19 protein-coding genes and 1 tRNA gene are annotated in these 19222 nt (G+C 37.5%); 2 read left to right on the forward strand and 18 right to left on the reverse strand.

Going from position 1 to position 19222, the window contains the following annotated elements; genetic code table 11:
- Window positions 1-102: 102 nt before the first annotated feature.
- The 16 genes from K5Q12_RS06055 to K5Q12_RS06130 all read right to left on the reverse strand — a co-directional run bounded on the left by K5Q12_RS06055 (window position 103) and on the right by K5Q12_RS06130 (window position 16570).
- A complete protein-coding gene (locus K5Q12_RS06055) occupies window positions 103-1608 on the reverse strand; it encodes a bifunctional metallophosphatase/5'-nucleotidase (protein ID WP_220742816.1) in 1506 nt (501 codons plus the stop codon).
- Between the two features lie 39 nt (window positions 1609-1647).
- Window positions 1648-2457, reverse strand: coding sequence for a phosphonate ABC transporter, permease protein PhnE (gene phnE, locus K5Q12_RS06060; RefSeq protein WP_220742817.1), 810 nt, complete (start codon window positions 2455-2457; stop codon window positions 1648-1650).
- 11 nt (window positions 2458-2468) lie between these two features.
- On the reverse strand, window positions 2469-3290 hold the full coding sequence (phnE, locus tag K5Q12_RS06065) for a phosphonate ABC transporter, permease protein PhnE (protein ID WP_220742818.1): 822 nt from the start codon (window positions 3288-3290) through the stop codon (window positions 2469-2471).
- Window positions 3290-4036 (reverse strand): phosphonate ABC transporter ATP-binding protein, encoded by a 747-nt coding sequence (gene phnC, locus K5Q12_RS06070; protein ID WP_220742819.1) that lies wholly within the window; start codon window positions 4034-4036, stop codon window positions 3290-3292. Before phnC ends, phnE (K5Q12_RS06065) begins: the two co-directional genes overlap by 1 nt.
- A gap of 120 nt (window positions 4037-4156) precedes the next feature.
- Window positions 4157-5203, reverse strand: a complete 1047-nt coding sequence (locus tag K5Q12_RS06075; RefSeq protein WP_220742820.1) for a phosphate/phosphite/phosphonate ABC transporter substrate-binding protein — start codon at window positions 5201-5203, stop codon at window positions 4157-4159.
- Between the two features lie 306 nt (window positions 5204-5509).
- A complete protein-coding gene (locus tag K5Q12_RS06080; RefSeq protein ID WP_220742821.1) occupies window positions 5510-5959 on the reverse strand; it encodes a F0F1 ATP synthase subunit epsilon in 450 nt (149 codons plus the stop codon).
- A 14-nt stretch (window positions 5960-5973) separates the two neighbouring features.
- A complete protein-coding gene (gene atpD / locus K5Q12_RS06085) occupies window positions 5974-7374 on the reverse strand; it encodes a F0F1 ATP synthase subunit beta (RefSeq protein ID WP_220742822.1) in 1401 nt (466 codons plus the stop codon).
- Window positions 7375-7491: 117 nt separating this feature from the next.
- The gene (locus tag K5Q12_RS06090) at window positions 7492-8400 is read right to left on the reverse strand and encodes a F0F1 ATP synthase subunit gamma (RefSeq protein WP_220742823.1); all 909 of its coding nucleotides are present in this window, start codon (window positions 8398-8400) and stop codon (window positions 7492-7494) included.
- A gap of 15 nt (window positions 8401-8415) precedes the next feature.
- On the reverse strand, window positions 8416-9930 hold the full coding sequence (gene atpA / locus K5Q12_RS06095; protein WP_220742824.1) for a F0F1 ATP synthase subunit alpha: 1515 nt from the start codon (window positions 9928-9930) through the stop codon (window positions 8416-8418).
- Window positions 9931-9942: 12 nt separating this feature from the next.
- Complete coding sequence (gene atpH, locus K5Q12_RS06100) at window positions 9943-10485, reverse strand: ATP synthase F1 subunit delta (RefSeq protein WP_220742825.1); 543 nt, start codon at window positions 10483-10485, stop codon at window positions 9943-9945.
- A gap of 11 nt (window positions 10486-10496) precedes the next feature.
- The gene (gene atpF, locus K5Q12_RS06105; protein WP_220742826.1) at window positions 10497-11006 is read right to left on the reverse strand and encodes a F0F1 ATP synthase subunit B; all 510 of its coding nucleotides are present in this window, start codon (window positions 11004-11006) and stop codon (window positions 10497-10499) included.
- A 26-nt stretch (window positions 11007-11032) separates the two neighbouring features.
- Window positions 11033-11260 (reverse strand): F0F1 ATP synthase subunit C, encoded by a 228-nt coding sequence (gene atpE, locus K5Q12_RS06110; RefSeq protein ID WP_004902064.1) that lies wholly within the window; start codon window positions 11258-11260, stop codon window positions 11033-11035.
- Window positions 11261-11419: 159 nt separating this feature from the next.
- A complete protein-coding gene (gene atpB / locus K5Q12_RS06115) occupies window positions 11420-12145 on the reverse strand; it encodes a F0F1 ATP synthase subunit A (RefSeq protein WP_220742827.1) in 726 nt (241 codons plus the stop codon).
- 405 nt (window positions 12146-12550) lie between these two features.
- A complete protein-coding gene (locus K5Q12_RS06120) occupies window positions 12551-13828 on the reverse strand; it encodes a uracil-xanthine permease family protein (RefSeq protein WP_220742856.1) in 1278 nt (425 codons plus the stop codon).
- A 513-nt stretch (window positions 13829-14341) separates the two neighbouring features.
- Window positions 14342-15853: a peptide chain release factor 3 gene (locus tag K5Q12_RS06125; RefSeq protein ID WP_220742828.1), complete on the reverse strand. Its 1512-nt coding sequence runs from the start codon at window positions 15851-15853 to the stop codon at window positions 14342-14344.
- Window positions 15854-15943: 90 nt separating this feature from the next.
- Window positions 15944-16570 carry a carbonic anhydrase family protein gene (locus K5Q12_RS06130; RefSeq protein WP_220742857.1) on the reverse strand — a complete coding sequence of 209 codons (627 nt, stop codon included), beginning with the start codon at window positions 16568-16570 and terminating at the stop codon, window positions 15944-15946.
- A 134-nt stretch (window positions 16571-16704) separates the two neighbouring features.
- Here K5Q12_RS06130 and K5Q12_RS06135 point away from each other — a divergent pair, with 134 nt between their 5' ends.
- Complete coding sequence (locus K5Q12_RS06135; RefSeq protein ID WP_220742829.1) at window positions 16705-17358, forward strand: NAD(P)H-hydrate epimerase; 654 nt, start codon at window positions 16705-16707, stop codon at window positions 17356-17358.
- A gap of 41 nt (window positions 17359-17399) precedes the next feature.
- On the opposite strand, the gene K5Q12_RS06140 is transcribed toward K5Q12_RS06135, so the two are convergent.
- Complete coding sequence (locus K5Q12_RS06140; protein ID WP_220742830.1) at window positions 17400-18248, reverse strand: undecaprenyl-diphosphate phosphatase; 849 nt, start codon at window positions 18246-18248, stop codon at window positions 17400-17402.
- A 175-nt stretch (window positions 18249-18423) separates the two neighbouring features.
- Here K5Q12_RS06140 and K5Q12_RS06145 point away from each other — a divergent pair.
- Window positions 18424-18496 (forward strand) — tRNA-Lys (locus K5Q12_RS06145).
- An 83-nt stretch (window positions 18497-18579) separates the two neighbouring features.
- Here K5Q12_RS06145 and trhA read toward each other — a convergent pair.
- Window positions 18580-19218, reverse strand: a complete 639-nt coding sequence (gene trhA / locus K5Q12_RS06150; protein WP_220742831.1) for a PAQR family membrane homeostasis protein TrhA — start codon at window positions 19216-19218, stop codon at window positions 18580-18582.
- Between the last annotated feature and the right edge of the window lie 4 nt (window positions 19219-19222).

Raw genomic sequence — 19222 nt, forward strand, 5'->3', positions numbered from 1 at the left:
GTTATGTGAATTATTCTATGCGCAAAATATAATAGGTAAACATCGTAAGCGTTTCAGTTATGTTACGTAGTATTATTTAATATACTTATTACACGTTTTTGTTTAGTAAATAACCTTTAACTGTAGTTCTGGCGTTTTTGGTAACTGATTTTGTGTTTTAAAATAGTTAATCAACATATCTTGAACAGTTTGATCACCACTATATATAGTATCTGCCTCAGCATATGCTTGATAATCTCCGCCACCTACAGCACGATAACTATTCATAGCCACTGAAAAACTGTCTGTATCCTCTATCTTATTTCCTTTATACAACAAGTTCGTAATACGATTACCAACCGGTCGTGTAACATCAATCGTATAAGACAACCCATAAACTAAATCATAGTTATAGTGCTCTACTTTAGGTACTAACCATTCGTCATTAATCATTAACTCACCTTTAGATAGTTTAAAATATTCAGCAGTATGCTCTAAACTTTCTTTTAACTGTTTGCCAAATATCTTTTTTATGACCAAAGTATTATCAAAAGGATAGTTTTGTAAGATGTGTCGTAGCGTTAATTTTTGTGGAAAAGTCGAGTCATTATTATTTAAACTAACTAACGCTAAATCTGCTTTCGAAGCCTCTAATTCGACATGGGCAATTAACTGAAGAATATCATTGCCATATTGGGCTAAATGCAGTGGTGATTGAATTGGGACTGCATTGATTAAATGTGCAATTGGTTGATCTAACCATTTATGAACTTTATTCTCTAATGGTGATAACACTTCTAAAATCTTTTTGTGAGAAACACTACCAGCTTGCTTTGTTGTTGCACTTATCTCCCATTGACCGTTATTTTTTTTACCAATGATTTCTGCAAACATTTTTCCTTGATTAGGCATTTGCAACGTGAGCACATTATTAATTACCTGTGGCATGACATTCCCATGTTGATGTCCGGTCAATAGAATGTCTAAATCTAGCGTTTCTGTTAATTCATAGGCAATATTTTCTTTTGTTGTACTCAATAATTCTCCTGTATTTAAATCTCTCTCATAACCACCATGGTATACACCTACTACTATATCCACAGACTCTCGCAATTTGTCAACCACAGTTTTGGCTTTTTTTAGTGGCGACTCAATCTTCACACCACTAAGATGCTCAGGATTTTCCCAAACATTAATATAATCAGTTACTAATCCGATAATTCCTAATTTAGTGCCATTGGGTAGTTCTTTAATTTGAGCGGGGTAACGTGATACACCATTTAAATCAGTAACATTTTCAGCAACAACTACTGCATCTAAATTATGTAAGTGTTTTTCTAATTCTTGGTAACCATAATTAAAATCATGGTTACCAAGTGTCACAAAATCATATCCAGCTATATTCATTGCGGTTGCAACAGCATCTAAGTCATCATGTTGTTGTAAATATTGCAACATAGGTGACCCCTGAAACATATCACCCCCATCAATTACAATTGTATTTTCATCTTTATGATAGTTCGCTGCTACATTTGCTAAACCAAGTGATTGACTATCAGAACTAATGTAGTCGGTTGGCATCAAATAACCATGAACATCAGAAGTATAGTATATTTTAAAATCAGTCATTTTCTCTCCTAAAAAAGGACGACAAAGTCGCCCTTAAATCTAACCACGTAAAATTTTATGTCTTAATTTATCAGACAAAATTTCCACTACAAAAACTAATACGAATAACCCAATCAAAATTGCGCCAACCTGATGCCAATGATAAGCACTCAAAGCAAAAATCATTGGTGCCCCAATACCGCCAGCGCCAACCAAACCTAATATTGTCGCTTCACGCAGATTCATATCAAAACGATAAACTAAAATTGAAATGAAATCAGGTCCTAATTGTGGCAATACGCCATAGCGTATTTTTTGGAATAAGGTCGATCCAAAAGCATCAAGTGATTCTAAAATACCTTCATCCAAATCCTCTATCGTTTCAATAAACAGTTTAGAAATCATTCCTATTGAAACAATTGCCAATGTCATCACGCCAGCAAAAGGTCCAGGTCCCGTAACGCGAATAAACATTAATCCATAAACCAGTGATGGCACCGTTCTAATCGCCATGATTATAAAACGTGTCACAACAACTACTGGCTTAGGTACAATATTAGTAGCGGATATGAATGATAAAGGTACGGCAATAATTGCACCAACAAGTGTTCCTAAGAAGGCAATTGCGATAGTCTGTAATATCAAATACATGACTCCGCTATCTCCCAACCCAAATAGCAGACTTGTGTCAGGAGTAAATATACCTGTTAAAATGTTCCGACCAATTTCAAAACCCTTTGACGTCATATGTGCACCACCAAGTGCTGGGGTTGATGAAAATAGCAGAATAAGTAAAATAATGACAGTAATACCATACTGCAAGCCACGATGTGGTTCTTTGCTGAGAACAGCCTCTAATTTCTTATTCACGTGTTCTCTCCTTAACTTAAGTACTTACGCAACTGTTGACTAACTGTTTCTATAATAATAACAGCAATAAAAATTGCTAATAAAATCATGCCTACACTTTGGAACTCACGCCAACCAATTTTTTCATTCAAAATCATACCAATACCACCGGCTCCCACGTACCCTAAAATGGCAGCATATCTAACATTTCCCTCAAAAGCAAATAATGATGTTGAGAGGTATGTTGGTAAAATTTGTGGCAAAATAGTCGTCACAAACGCACGTGAGGGATTAGCCCCAGTTGCCACTAATGCTTCATAGGCACCCATATTGACAGTTTCAATGTATTCAAATAGTTGCTTGCCTACAAACGAAAAACTGAACAAGAAAATAGCAATTGTCCCAGCAAAAGTACCTAAGCCAAAAATATAGGTTGCAATCAAAGCTGATACTAGCGTTGGAATTGTACGAACAACTGTCAAAATAAATCGAATAGTTAAATTAATGACACGATTATTAGTCACATTATTAGCTGCCAAAATTGCAAATGGCAATGCCACTAATGCACCAAAGAAAGATCCTATAAATGACATTTGTATCGTCATTAACAACGGTTGCCAAATTTTTGGGAAATAAGACCAGTTAGGTGGAAACATACTGCCAAATAATTTCCAGAAACCGGTAAAATTAGTGAATAAGGTTACAACACTAAAACCTGTCACCCAAACAGAAATGGTAATAGCAATCAGAAATAACATAATAATTAAAGGTAAGCGTGTAAACTTTTGGCTCACTTTTTTACCATTGGTTAAAGTATAACTTTCAGCCTCAAATAATTTATCATACCAACTCATTACTTAGCCTCTTCTTTACTATAAATCAAATCTAAAATATCACTAGTAATTTCTGATGCAGGACCATCATATACAACTGCCCCTGCGCGGATTCCAATAATACGCTTTGAATATTCTAAAGCTAAGTCAACGTGGTGAATGTTAATTAACACCGTTTGACCCAATTCTTCATTAATTCTTTTGAAATCATCCATCACTTCATGCGCAGTGACAGGATCCAGAGCTGCAACTGGCTCATCAGCTAACAAGACGCTAGGGTTTTGTGTTAACGTACGTGCTAACGAAACACGTTGCTGTTGCCCGCCTGATAGCTGATCCGTACGGACAAATGCTTTATCTAACATAGAAACACGATCCAATGCTTCTAAAGCGCGAACTTTTTCTTCCTTTGAAAACAAACCAAATAGTACTCGAACAAATGGCATGTCAGGAACTAAAGAACTCATGACGTTTTTAATTACTGAGATTCTAGGGACTAAATTATAAGACTGGAAAATCATACCAACTTTTCGACGATAATGACGTAATTCTTGCCCTTTTAGCTTTGAAATTTCAATACCATCAACAGTTAATTTACCCTCAGTAATATCATTTAAACGATTAATTGTGCGAATAAATGTTGACTTACCCGCCCCAGACATACCAATAATACCGATGAATTCACCATCTTGAATTTCAAGGTTAATATCTTTTAAACCTTTTACACCGTTTGGATAAGTTTTTGAAACGTGTTCAAATTTAATCATGATTGCCATCCTAATTTTATATGTATTGGCCTAATGGCCTTAACGCAAGAAAAGCGGCGCTTGTATGCGCTGCTTTTCTGGTATATTTAGTAAATTATCTGTCACATTGTACGTAACAAATTATTTTTGAGAATTCTTTAACACTTTTTGTGCAGCACGTTCACCATCATAATTAGATGATTTTGCGGTTTCATATCCCTCATGAGAATATATGGCAATAACTTGCTTACCTTCTTTTGTTTTTGCCAAATTGATAAATGCTTTTGAAAGTGCTTTTTCAAATTCCGGTGTCATCACCTTTGACTTCTTTGAAACTGAAATTGTATCATTGTAGATTTCTTGTGATACACCAATAACATTTGTTTCTTCCCAGATTGATTTAGGTTGTTGGTAATCTGTTGTCCAAAGTGTTGTAAAGTCGCGACGAGCATCCCCATACGTTGGCATGATGTCGATTTGACCAGAAGCTAGGCGAGCCATTCCTGATCCATATGAATCAACCGTAACGGTATTTTTTAAATCGGCTACGGTTTTCTTATAGTTTTTATTCAACCATAATGATGGATAAATATAACCTGCTGATGACGTTGTCGATGACAATCCCCATTTCGCTGAATTCAAATCATCCCAAGTCAACTTTTGTCCTGAATTAACCTTCTTAGCTAATTCTTGTCCTTTTGCTGATGGTCCTGCAATAAAGATTGAACGATACTTTGATGATTGTTGACTTGTTTGCTCTGTTGGCTTACCATCATTCCACTTAGCAGCATCTGAGAAGTTCTTGTTAAGACCAGCACGTGTGGCTGTCAACAAAGGCTTAACACCATCTTCGTACATCACATATGTTCCACCAGGAATAAACCCAATGTCTGCAGTACCAGATGTCAATGCTTCACCAGCAGCTTCATAACTAGTTCCTACTTTAATATCAACGTTGTCAACCGTGTAACCTTCTTTTTTCAGCTGATCTTTTAATAGCCCTTTCAAAGGAGCGGTTGCAGTGACAATTTTATCAGGTTGCTTCGATGGTACAAAATATACTTTTAAGTCTTTGATAGTCTTGTCTGAAGTTGATTTTGAACCACTATGCGTCAATCCAAAATATGCTGCAATAGCTATAATAACAACAATAACGATACCCGCGAGTGTTTTCGCATTCTTGCTCATGGTACTTTTCTCCTGTGTGCCAACTGGCATTTAATCTACAACAATGATACACTATCTATTCTAGAAGCATTGAGTAAAATTTGTTCTGCATGTCTGTAAAGATAATGTATTTTTCCCAATTACTAATATATCAAAAAAAAGAGCACCCTCACTAATACAAAAATTATAAACTACTCATTTTAAAAAGAAACGTCCGGCACTTTACGAACAATACCACATAAATTAATAGATAAAACGAACATTAAAACATTCAAGACTACTTTTAAATGCTCAAAAAAAACCGAATGTATAGCATTCGGTTTTTTATTATTTTCCTTGACGGATTGCAGCAACATGAATTCTATTCACTGCTCTCATCAGAGCAACGCGTGCGCGTTTGAGTTCATCATCATTATTATCATTTTGAGCATGAGCAATGCGTGCTTCTGCGCGTTCTTTCGCACTTTCTGCACGTGTTACATCAATATTACCAGATGTTTCTGCACTATCAGCAACAATGGTCAATAAATCATTAGAAAACTCAGCAATACCGCCGTTAACAGCCAAAATTTCATGTTGGCCATCTTTTTTTACTAGTAATTCATTAATTGTTAAAGCAGCCAAGACTGGGACATGATTGCGCATAATACCAATTTGTCCGCCTTGTGTATTAACAACGGCTAACTCAATATTCGATGCATTATAAATTTCACCCACAGGCGTTACAATTTGTATAGTAATGCCTGTTGTGTTTGTTGTAGATGTTTCATCTGCCATTAGTCAATACCCCCTTATTGGGCCATTGTTTTGGCTTTTTCAACAACTTGTTCAATCGCACCTACATTTCGGAAAGCATCTTCTGGCAAATCATCATACTTACCATCAAGGATTTCCTTAAATGAACGTACAGTTTCAGCAACCGGTACATATTCACCGTTAATACCAGTAAATGTTTCGGCAACAGAGAATGGTTGTGACAAGAAGAATTGAATACGACGTGCACGGTTAACAGTCGTCTTTTCTTCGTCTGAAAGTTCATCCATTCCCAAAATTGAGATGATATCTTGCAATTCACGATAACGTTGCAATGTACGTTGTACTTCTGTGGCCACTTCATAATGTTCTTGACCAACAACTTGTGGGTCTAGAGCAGAAGAAGTTGATGCTAGTGGATCAACAGCTGGATAGATACCTTGTTGTGTCAAAGCACGTTCCAGGTTAGTAGTAGCATCCAAATGAGCAAACGTTGTTGCTGGCGCAGGGTCAGTATAATCATCGGCTGGCACATAAACCGCCTGAATTGATGTAACAGAACCCTTTTTGGTTGATGTAATACGTTCTTGTAATTGTCCCATTTCAGTTGCCAAAGTTGGCTGATAACCAACGGCAGATGGAATACGACCCAACAACGCAGAAACTTCTGAACCAGCTTGTGTGAAACGGAAAATGTTATCAATAAACAATAACACATCTTTTCCTTCGTTATCACGGAAGTTTTCAGCCATTGTCAAACCTGTTAGCGCAACACGCATACGTGCGCCAGGGGGTTCGTTCATTTGTCCGTAAACCATGGCAGTTTGTTTCAAAACGCCTGATTCTTCCATTTCATGGTACATGTCATTACCTTCACGGGTACGTTCACCAACACCTGTGAAAACTGAAATACCATTATGTCCTTGTGCAATATTGTGAATTAATTCTTGAATAAGAACCGTTTTTCCAACACCGGCACCACCAAACAAACCAATCTTTCCACCTCTGACATAAGGGGCTAACAAATCAATAACTTTGATACCTGTTTCCAATATCTCTGTTGAATTAGCAAGTTCATCATACTGAGGTGCTTCACGATGAATAGAACTCCGTGGTATATCGGCAGTAATTTCGCCATTGTTATCCACGGGTTCTCCCAAAACGTTGAAAACACGACCCAGTGTCGCCTCACCGACAGGCACTTCGATTGGTGCACCTGTATCAACGACTGACATATTGCGTTGAAGTCCGTCGGTAGAATCCATAGCAATTGTACGTACAACACCGTCACCTAATGCAAGTGACACTTCAACTGTCAATGTTTGACCGTTGCCTTTATCGATTTTAAGTGCGTTGTTGATATCAGGTACTGTCGCACCTGCTTCAAACGCAACATCGACGACCGGACCAATCACTTGTACGACTTTTCCAGTACTCATTGTCGTTTTCCTTTCAATTTAAAGCGTACAAAAACGTATACTCGTTAGGGTACACATTATTGTCTGTAATCATTGCTTAACAGCAATTTTATTTGTTATATGATAGTTGGCTACTAATTATCCTAACGCAGCCATACCACCTGTAATTTCTGTAATTTCCGTCGTAATTGCAGCTTGACGTGCACGGTTGAACTGTAATTCCAAACGTCCAATAAGATCTTTGGCATTATCAGTCGCAGCTTTCATCGCTGTCGATGAAGCTGCATGTTCAGCTGTTTTCGCATCAAGCACTGCTTCATACACTAAACTTTGCGCAAACTGAGGCAACACAACATTTAATACAGCTGTTGTGTCTGGTTCTATTTCATAAGCACTTTGCACGTTTAATTCGGCCTTTTGAGCCTCAGTACCACCCATATGTTCCAATGTATCACCTGTCAAAGGTAGCAATTGAACATCACGATATTCACTCGTTAGACGATTAACAAAGTGATTGTATACAACATGAAGTGCATCAAACACTTCAGATTCATACAAACTTGTTACCGTTTGCACAACTGAACGTATTTCGTTAAATGATGGTACATCTGAAACACCACGGTGTTCCAAAATAACTTCAAATCCGCGCTTTTTATAGAAATCAGCCCCATTGCCACCTACTGCCAAAATAACAGTATTTGTAGGATTCAAATTCAAACGTTCCAGTAATACGTTAGTTTGCTTAATAACGTTTGCGTTATATGAACCAACTAAACCACGATCTGATGTCACAACTAAGATTCCTGTCTTACGAATATCTCGTTGTGCAATCAAAGGAATATGTTTGGCGTCAGCATTATCAAATAAATGCGCAGAAACGAGATGTTCAACAACTGCTTCAAGACGAGCAGCATACGCTTGATAGCCTACACTATATTTTTGAATCTGACTTAATTTAGCCGTTGATACCATTTGCATGGCACTGGTAATTTGACGCGTCTTTTTAGTGGATGATATACGACGCTGAATATCTTGCAAAGAAGCCATTTCAGCGTCCTCCTATTATTCAGCTTCTGAACCAGCAAATCCGGCCTTAAAGGCTTCGATTGCTGAGTTCATAGCAGATTCTTCAGGCAAATTCTTTGTTTCAACAATTGTGTTAAACAAATCCGCTGCGTTAGCATCAACATAAGCAATTAGTTCGTCTTGGAAACGTTGAATATCTTCAATTGCAATGTCATCAATATAACCATGTGTTAATGCGTATAGCACAACAACTTGATGTTGAACTGGCATTGGCTGATGAAGTGGTTGCTTCAAAATTTCAACTGTACGACGTCCTCTAGCTAATTTTGCTTGAGTAGCCGCATCTAAGTCTGAGCCAAATTGCGCGAAACTTTCTAATTCACGGAACGATGCCAAGTCTAAACGTAATGTTCCAGCAACCTTTTTCATTGCTTTAATTTGGGCATCACCACCAACACGTGAAACAGAAGTTCCAGCATCAATGGCTGGTCGAACGCCAGCATAGAATTGATCAGCATCTAAGAAGACTTGCCCATCTGTTATTGAAATAACGTTCGTTGGGATATACGCTGAAACGTCTCCTGCTTGTGTTTCGATAAATGGCAAGGCAGTCATTGACCCACCGCCCAATTCATCACTCAACTTAGCAGCTCGTTCTAGCAAACGTGAATGTAGATAGAAAACATCACCAGGGTATGCTTCACGTCCTGGTGGACGACGAAGAATCAATGACAGCTCACGATAAGCTGTAGCTTGTTTTGACAAATCATCATACACAATCAACACGTGTTGACCGTTGTACATAAATTCTTCACCCATTGCCGCTCCGACATAAGGTGCCAAATACAACATTGGCGCTGGTTCCGAAGGTCCAGCATTAACAACGATTGTGTAATCCATTGCGCCCATTTGACGTAATGTTTCAACTTGAGTACGGACCGTTGAATCCTTTTGACCAATAGCAACATAGATAACAATCATGTTTTGATCTTTTTGATTCAAAATTGTATCAATGGCCAAAGACGTCTTTCCAGTCTTACGATCACCAATAATTAATTCACGCTGTCCACGTCCAATTGGAACAAGCGCATCGATTGCCTTAATACCTGTTTGTAACGGTTCGAAAACTGATTTACGTTGCATAACACCAGGTGCTTTAACTTCGACAGGACGGAACTTATTCGTTTGAATATCTCCCAAACCATCGATTGGTTGTCCCAATGCATTTACTACACGTCCAATTAATTGTTCGCCGACTGGCACTTCCATAATGCGGCCGGTACGCTTTACTGTATCACCTTCACGAATGTCATCAAAACCACCCAAAATGATGATTCCAACTTCGCTTGATTCGAGGTTTTGGGCCATACCGAATGTGCCGTTAGCAAATTCGAGTAGTTCACCAGCCATAGCATTTGCTAAACCGGTTGCACGAGCCACACCATCACCAATATAAGTGACAGTTCCCACTTCTTCTACAGTTAGCGCTGTGTCGAACTTTTCGAGCTGTTGCTTGATTAAAGCAGAAATTTCTTCAGCTTGAATAGCCATTATTTTCCCTCACTAACCTAATAATTGTGCCTTCATTTTGGCAATTTTCGTTTGTAAACTTCCATCAATTAAAGTAGATTGTGACTTTAGAATCACACCACCAATAATTTTTTCATCTACAACATTAGTTAAATTAACATGCTTTGCACCAGTTTTATCAGCAAAAAGCTGTGCTAATCTTCCTAAACGTGTCTCATCTAAAGATACTGCAGTTGTTGCAATAACATCAACAATACCATTGACCTCATTATATTGATTATCAAATGCTTCAACAATTTTAACTAAAATATTCAAGCGGTTATTGTGTATCAATAACTTGACCAAATTCTGAACAGATTCAGTTGCATCAGCCGTTAATGTGTTTATTAGCGCATGACGTATATTCTGGTCAATATCATTTGAGGTAGCAAACATAACAAAACTAGGATTTTCTTTAAAAACTATTTTTAAAGCTTCTAAATCTGACTTCGTTTCTTCTATATTATCTTGCTCATGAGATAGTTCAAAAATTGCTTTGGCGTATTGGTCAGCGATATCTTTAAGATTTTTTGCCATCCCAATACTCCTTATTTAGTTTCTAAATCTGAAATGTAAGCATCAATTAATGCTTGTTGATCATTTAACGATAATTCCTTTTGCATCAACTTTGAAGCAATCGCTACTGATAGCGCTGCAACGTCGTCTTTTGCATGAGTAATTGCGTCTTCCTTGAGCTTTTGAGCATCAGCTTGTGCTTGTTGGTTGATTGTTGTTGCACGTTCAGATGCAGCAGTAACCAACGCATCACTTTGCTTTTGTGCACTCGCTTTTGCATCAGCAACAACTTTAGTTGCTTGTTGACGCGTATCAGCAAGTTCACTTTGCCTCTGTGCAGCTAATTTTTCTGCCTCTTGACGTGCATTTTCTGCACCATCAATGTCATCAGAAATCTTTTCTGCACGTTCATCAAGAACTTTTGTCAATGGCCCATAAGCCACTTTCTTCAAAATAACCATCAACACGAGGAATGAAATGATAATAAACAGCATATTACCTAGAGGTAATTTATTTGCTGCTAAGGTTGTTAAACCAAACATGATTTTCCTCCACTATCTATTTATGATTACTTGCCCATCAACATAAAGGCGAAGACAATTGACAAAATTGGCATAACTTCGACTAACGCGACACCCAAGAACATACGTGACAACAAACGGCTTTCTAGTTCGGGTTGGCGACTCATTCCCGCCAAGAATTGTGAAATCAAGACACCGTTTCCAATACCACCACCAACAGCGGCTCCAGCGGCTGCAAGACCCGCTGCGATTACACCCAAATTGTGCAAATCCATGAGATTACTCCTTATTATTTAGTGTCAAATAGCATTGTATTTGACATACTTGAATTTTGATTGGATGAAACGCTCCCGCGTTTTAGCAAAATGACTTGTGTCATAAATGGCGGTTTTATTTTCCACTTTTGGCACAAATCTCATTTACTAAGTCACTCCTTATTCATTGCCCGATAACTGAGCAATAAATACACCTGTCAGAATTACGAATACGTAAGCCTGAATACCACCGATGAAGAGTGAAAAGCCTTGCCAGACCATTTCAATCGGCAATGCTAGCACTGTCCAGAAACCATTTAAATGTCCTGGCCATGCTAAACTATTAGCCACGAGTGTCAGTAACATTTCACCAGCGAAGATGTTACCAAACAAACGCAGTGATAACGTTAAGAAGTTAGCTAACTGCTCAATGATATTAAGCGGTAACATCCAAGAATATGGTGTAAATAACATATTTTTAAGGTATCCCTTAAAGCCAAGTTGTTGTACACCCATTCCATGTGCAACCATCAAAGACATGATAGCCAACGTCATCGTCACGATTGGGTTAGCTGTTGGTGACTTAATATAAGTCACACCATCAGCACCCTGCAATTGAAGCAACAAGCCCATTTCGTTTGATACAACGATGAAGAAAAACAACGTAAATGCATACAAACCAAATTGTCGTGCTTGCTTCTTTGGCAATTGTCCACCCACTATGCCGTTTGTAAAATCAAGTAAATATTCAATAACATTTTGTCGTTTACCTGGTCGTAAAGTTGGCTTACGCGTGAGAACAATCGATACAATCACAACGATTGCCATAGCCAGCAACGTTGAAAGTATCGTGCCCCAATCAAATGTGAGACCTAGAAACTCAAACGGTGCCGTAGGGTCATCCATGCGCCTTCTCCTTTCTCATATAAATTTGGCGAAATGGTCGTAAACGGCTATTCGTCATAACATATAAACCTATAATACGCTTTTCAAAATGAAATACAACTGTTTTGTATCACTTTTTCACAAAGAAATGACCATACGTTTTGTTAAACGTTGGTAAAATGCTTTTTAGCACCTAATTATTAAAAATTACAATTCAAAAATTCAACATAAATACAGTAAAAATCCTTTACAATCGGCATATTTTAAAATATTTAATGTTATGAACTGCTATTTCATTAAGTGTTAAAATCTAATTTTATGTTCTGTCCAATTGTTCACAGTATTCAGTTTTTTAGATAAATTCATATCAGGAAGTAGACATCTTGTGATTTTAAAAACAAAAAACGCACGACATCTATCGTGCGTTCACTGTGCATCACTTGCAGCCACTTTCGGCAAAACAAGATTCAGAATAATACCTAATACTGTCGCAATCGCAACGCCGGAAAAATCTACTTGACTACTTAATTGTAAATGAAAATTTCCAATACCGATAACCAAAACTGGCGCAGCAATCATAAGATTACGTTTCTTACTATAATCTACTTTATTATCAACAATCACTTGTAACCCAGCTGCAGCGATCACACCATACAACATAAAACCAACACCACCAGTGACAGCCCCAGGAATCGTAGCAATTAGCGCCGATAATTTGCCAACAAAGCTGAAAATGATAGCAAAAAATGCGGCACCTCCAATAACCCAAACAGAGTATACTCGACTGAGTTGCATGACCCCAATATTTTCCCCGTATGATGTTACAGCTGGCCCTCCAATCAATCCTGCAACAACAGAAGCTGTTCCATCACCAGTTAATGTTCTCTTTAAACCCGGATTAATGAAAAAATCATGTCCAGTTATTTTTGACAAGACCATAAGATGACCTAAGTGTTCCGACAAAGTCACAAGAGCTAATGGTGCCATACTTAATACAGCTGCTGGATAAAACTTAAACCCCTCTTTTCCTATGAATGTTTCATAGTTTGGCATTTGCAACCAATGCGCAGAAGATACAGGTGATAAATCAACTAGACCAAAAACCAACGCCACAACATATCCAAAAATGATCCCTAATAATACAGGTAATAACCCTAGAAATCCCTTCAGAAACATATTAAATGCAATTGTAGCTAAAAGCGTGATCAAAGCAACAACGAAAATTTTCCAATCATATTTACCATTTATTGTTGTCGCTGATGTGGCTGCTGCACCTGCCAAACTCAAACCAATAACCATAATGATTGGTCCAACAACTTCTGGTGGGAAAATACGATCTAACCATCCAGTACCAACAAAAGAGACAATCAATGCCACAACTAAATAAACTAACCCAACAGAAATAATACCTTGCGCAACAGCAGGATAACCCACTGTTTTCATCAATGATGCCATTGGAATAATGAAAGCAAAACTAGATCCCATGTAGGCAGGCACTTTACCTCGTGTAATTAATAAATGTAATAAAGTCCCTATACCGGAGGTAAACAAAGCAACCCCTGGATTTAACCCAACAAGCAACGGTACTAATACTGTTGCCCCAAACATTGAGAACAAGTGCTGTAAAGATAATCCCAGCCACGTCAAAAATGGTGGCTTATCATATAAATCATAAATTGCTTGATTGTTTGTCTTGGATGCCATCGTCTTGTTGCGTAAAACAAAGTTCACGCTCCCTCCTATTTTCCTTCTCTGATATTCTTAAAATCAACGTCTTAATTATAAACTAAAAAACCTGACATAAACGAAAAGTATGTCAGGTTTTTTAATCTATGGAATTTTAAATTGCGCTGCAAACGCCTCATTGACTCGAACATATTTACTATTGTCTTATGCCTTGCCAAATACTTGTCTTTACGACTAACCAGATGTTAATGATGCCCAAGCAGCTCTACTTGCCTGCTCTTACGTAAACTCATGTGTAAATCAAGTATTCTTATGACACTGATTAACTGCGAAAATCAATTGCGAATGTTATCCTTATTCTGAATCTGAATCTGAATTAAATACGTTAATCAGTATCTATAAGACAGTAGCCCATGATATGTCGATATCATTCATATTATTTTGCGTCATTCATGGCCTCCTCTTATTTGTTAAGCCAATTATAGCATGATTTGTAAACGCTTACAACACTATATAAAAAAATGTAATCGCCTACATTTTTTCTTCTAAGATAACGTCTGGATACTTATCATGGAACCAGTTCATTGCAAACTTGTTTTCAAACAGAAATACTGGCTGATCATAGCGATCCTTGACTAATAGATTACGACTTGAAGCCATTTTTTCATCAAGCTGATTTGGCGCTATCCAACGAGCAACTTTTGATCCAATAGATTCAAATTGTATTTCAACGTTGTACTCATTTTCCATTCTAAATTGGAAAACTTCAAATTGCAGCTGACCAACCGCACCAATAATATAATCACTGCCTTGCCAAGATTTATACAACTGGATGGTTCCTTCCTGTACCAGTTGTTCAATCCCTTTATGGTATGATTTTTGTTTCATAACGTCTTTAGCAATCACACGATTGAACAATTCTGGTGTAAAAGTTGGTAAATCTGGGAACTGAATTGTCTTTTTCCCTGAAAAAATTGTATCCCCAATTTGAAAATTACCAGTATCATAGACACCAATAATGTCTCCGGGTACAGCTGTTTGGACATTTTCGCGCTCTTCAGCCATAAATTGAGTAACATTAGACAATTTCAATTTTTTACTATTCCGCTGTAAAGTAACGTCCATGCCACGATTAAATTCACCAGAAACAATTCTCACGAACGCTATTCTATCACGATGTCGTGGATCCATATTCGCTTGGATTTTAAACACAAATCCTGAGAACTGGTTGCTTTCAGGTTCTTGGGGATCACCCAATACTGTCACCACTGGCTCTGGTGCGGGTGCGTACGTTAAATATTCACGTAAGAATTCAGTGACACCAAAATTCACTAACGCTGATCCAAAAAATACAGGTGTTAGTTTACCATGAGCAATGGCCTCTTGATCAAATTCATTGCCAGCATCGCGTAATAATTCAATTTCATCCATTGCTTCTTCAACAATCTCAGGATGCGCCGTAGCATTTTTGAATTGGACCATATTATCACGTTGCAAATCATAAATTCCTTGCAATATTTGTCCTGAGCCAACTGGCCAGTTCATAGGATATGCTTGAATCCCCAAAATAGACTCTAATTCATCTACCAAATCTAATGCATGTCTAGCATCTCGGTCAATCTTATTAAAGAACGTGAATACTGGTATACCTCGTTGCGCCACAATTTCGAACAACTTCTTAGTCTGTGGCTCAATCCCTTTAGCAGCATCAACTACCATTACAACTGAATCAACAGCCATCAATGTTCGATAGGTGTCTTCAGAAAAGTCTTCGTGTCCTGGTGTGTCCAGTATGTTAATACGCTTACCATCGTAGTCAAACTGTAGCACAGAAGAAGTTACTGAAATACCTCGTTGCTGTTCAATTGCCATCCAGTCTGAAGAAGCTAATTTGTTAGAGCCACGCCCTTTGACAGTCCCTGCTTCACGAATGACACCACCATGAAGTAATAATTGTTCAGTGAGTGTTGTTTTACCAGCATCCGGATGTGAAATAATAGCAAATGTTCGACGATTTTTTAATTGTTCTTGAAAGTTTTCCATAAAGATTAGTTTACCCGATATAACGGTAATCTACAATATAAAAAAGCTAACCTCAATATGATTAGCTTTTTTTATGATGCGACTAGTGAGTTATTTTTCACCTATTACATCAACTACACGATCCGCAATATCTTGTACTTCTCGATAATTGTTAGGATATTTTTTATGTAATAACGCAAGTTCTGTCATACTTATATGAATTGGTTCTTGTAAGACAATCCATGTCACGTTTTGACCCAAGGGAGGAGTTGTTAAAGATCCTACATAGCGATAATAAGATCTGTTATCTGGTAACAACTCATTTAAACGTTCTGTGGGTATAGACCCTTCGTAGAGATCTTCTATTGTGCTATGATTATTTGCTAATGTTGATACATCTGCAAAAGCTGCAACAACTAATACTCGATCTTCTTTCAGGAATACAAAATGTGACTCAGCATCATGCCTGTGTCCATCAATTAAATGTTCAGCGCCTTCGTGAAAATGAATTCGTTCTAATTGCCAAATTTCGTCATTTATCACTAGCGTTCCATTAGCTAAAAACTGTTCTCCAACCACTCTATCATCATAAGTCGTCGTTCCCTTAAAAGTAATTGATAAGTCGTTATTGCTGTCAATATGCACCACGTATTGTTGCTTGATATCAATTGGTGATTGTAATGGCGTTTCTCCATCCTCATGCCATGATTCTTGCTGACTGTAATCTAAATGTTGCATCATCATACCTCGTAAGATTTCTTTCTATTTTATCAAAAAATGAGTAAAGTATACCCACAGAAAAAATAAGCAACCGCTAAGTTACTTATACTGTATAATTAAGGGTAAAGATTGAGAAAGAAAAGTGGTCTGTCATGCAACTTGTAACTGCTGCTGAAATGCAAAAAATTGATAATTATACAATTGAAACTATTGGCATATCTCAGAATGTTTTGATTGAGCGTGCTGCCCTGTCCGTTATTGATGTTATTGGTGCTGGACATTATAATCTAGAACATATTTTAGTATTAGCTGGACTGGGAAACAATGGTGCAGACGGCACTGCCATAGCTCGTCTCTTATATACTCAAGGTTTTAACGTTTCATTACAATTTGTTGGGAACTTATCAAAAGCAAAAGATAGTGTCCAAAAACAGCTAAACATTATTGAAAATTACGGTCTGGTTCGCGCAGAAAAAAGTGATTTTAATGAAGCGACCCTCATTATAGATGCTATTTTTGGTGTGGGATTAAATAATACTTTGCCAGAGGGACTTCAAAAAATGATTAAAGCAGCCAATCACATTGAAAAGACTGTTATAGCAGTTGATGTACCAACTGGTATTGATGCAACAACCGGCGAAGTGCGAGGCGCTGCCCTAAAAGCACATACAACCGTAACATTTGGCTACAACAAGGTAGGCTTAACACAGGGAACTGGTAGCCATCTTGCTGGTACTGTTATTGTGAAAGATATTGGTTTGTGCTTACCACCTGATATCATTTTTTCCAATGAATCGACAAAATAAAAAAGCTATTGCCAATATAGGAATAGCTTTTTTATTTTGGCTTACATGTTAATGAGTCCTGTTACACCTAAAATTAAGAAAATAATACCTACAGCAATACGATACCAGCCAAAAGGCTTGAAATCATTGTTTTGTATATATCTCATCATCACTTTAATGGCAAACAATGCAACAACCCATGAAACAACAAAACCAATAAGCATTACAACTAGCTGTGCACCAGTGAAAGATCCACCCTTTGCCAAGAAAGATCCGACTTTAAGAATTGTAACACCAAACATAACAGGAATAGATAAGAAGAAAGAAAACTCAGCTGCCACAAAACGTGAAGCACCCAAAATAATAGCACCTAATATAGTCGCACCTGAACGTGATGTACCTGGAACAAGTGACAGAAGTTGAAAGAAACCAATATACAATGCCATTTGAAATGTAATCTTGTTAACATCCGTCACACGTGGCGCAATATTTTTCTGACGATTTTCAATTACAATAAACACAATACCATAAATAATTAATGTTGCGGAAACTACCCAAGGATTTAGCAAGTGTGCATCCATAAAATCATTCAGTAGAAAACCAAAGATAACAGCTGGTAAAACACCGACAATGACTTTAATCCACAAACGCCATGTTTGAAATTGTTCACGTGATGTCTTTCTTGATGAAAATGGATTTAATTTATGGAAGTAAAGTTGTATCACGGCAAAAATTGCGCCTAATTGAATAGCATAATCAAATACAGCCGTGAAACTTTTTGTCCAGACGCTGCCACTCGGAATATTCATTAACGCTTCTGCTAAAATAATGTGCCCTGTTGATGATACTGGCAAAAATTCTGTTATTCCTTCGACAATACCAATAATAATGGACTTTATAAAATCAAACATATGCCTTATGTCGTGTTCAAAACACGTTCCCTTCTAGTTAAACTTTCTTTATTCTATACTATATTGTATGGGTTTACTACAGAACATCTATTTCGTATAAATTATTTTAAAGTATTGCTTTTAAATAATCTACATGATACTATATTATATGTTGTTTCAATACAAATACTACTATGGACAGTTAGCTCAGTTGGTAGAGCAACGGACTCTTAATCCGTGGGTCCAGGGTTCGAGCCCCTGACTGTCCACTTTCACTAATCGTTAACTTATCAAATAAGTTAACGATTTTTTGCATATAAAAAAACTCGAACACAATAAATGTTCAAGTTTTTTATAAACTAATATAAATACTAGCAAACATAAGGCCTGCTCCGCCTAAAACAAACACATGCCAATAAACATGACCCATCGGTATTTTGGGTATTAAGTAAAAAACGGTTCCCGCTGAATACGTAAGGCCTCCTGCCAAGAGTAGCCAGAAAGCTGTATGAGACAAGACACCCCATAAGACGGGCATCGCCAAAATAATCAACCATCCCATAACAAGATAAATTGTCACAGCAACCCATGGCCATCGACCCACAAAAAATAGATCGTAAACAAAGCCTGCAATTGTCATAGCCAATATGGCTCCCCATATTGCCCAACCAATCCATCCTTTTAATAATAACCACGTATAAGGCGTGTAGCTGCCTAGAATTACCAAATAAATACCAGCGTGGTCAAAAAATTGAAAAATTTTGGCAGCTGGTGTGAAAATCAGCGAATGAAACAGCGTTGAAGCAAGAAGAAAGAAACCTACTGTACCAACATAGATTGCAATCGCTGTCACTTCAAAGGCTGTCACTGGCTGACGTAGAATATGAATAATCAAGGCAATACTAGCTAGTACAGCTAAAAAAAATCCCAGACCATGAGTCACAGCATTTAATATTTCGTAAACAATATGATAACGTTTTGATCGTTGCATTTGG

This window comes from Leuconostoc palmae (assembly GCF_019656075.1).
In the GTDB taxonomy this organism is placed as follows: Bacteria; Bacillota; Bacilli; order Lactobacillales; family Lactobacillaceae; genus Leuconostoc; species Leuconostoc palmae.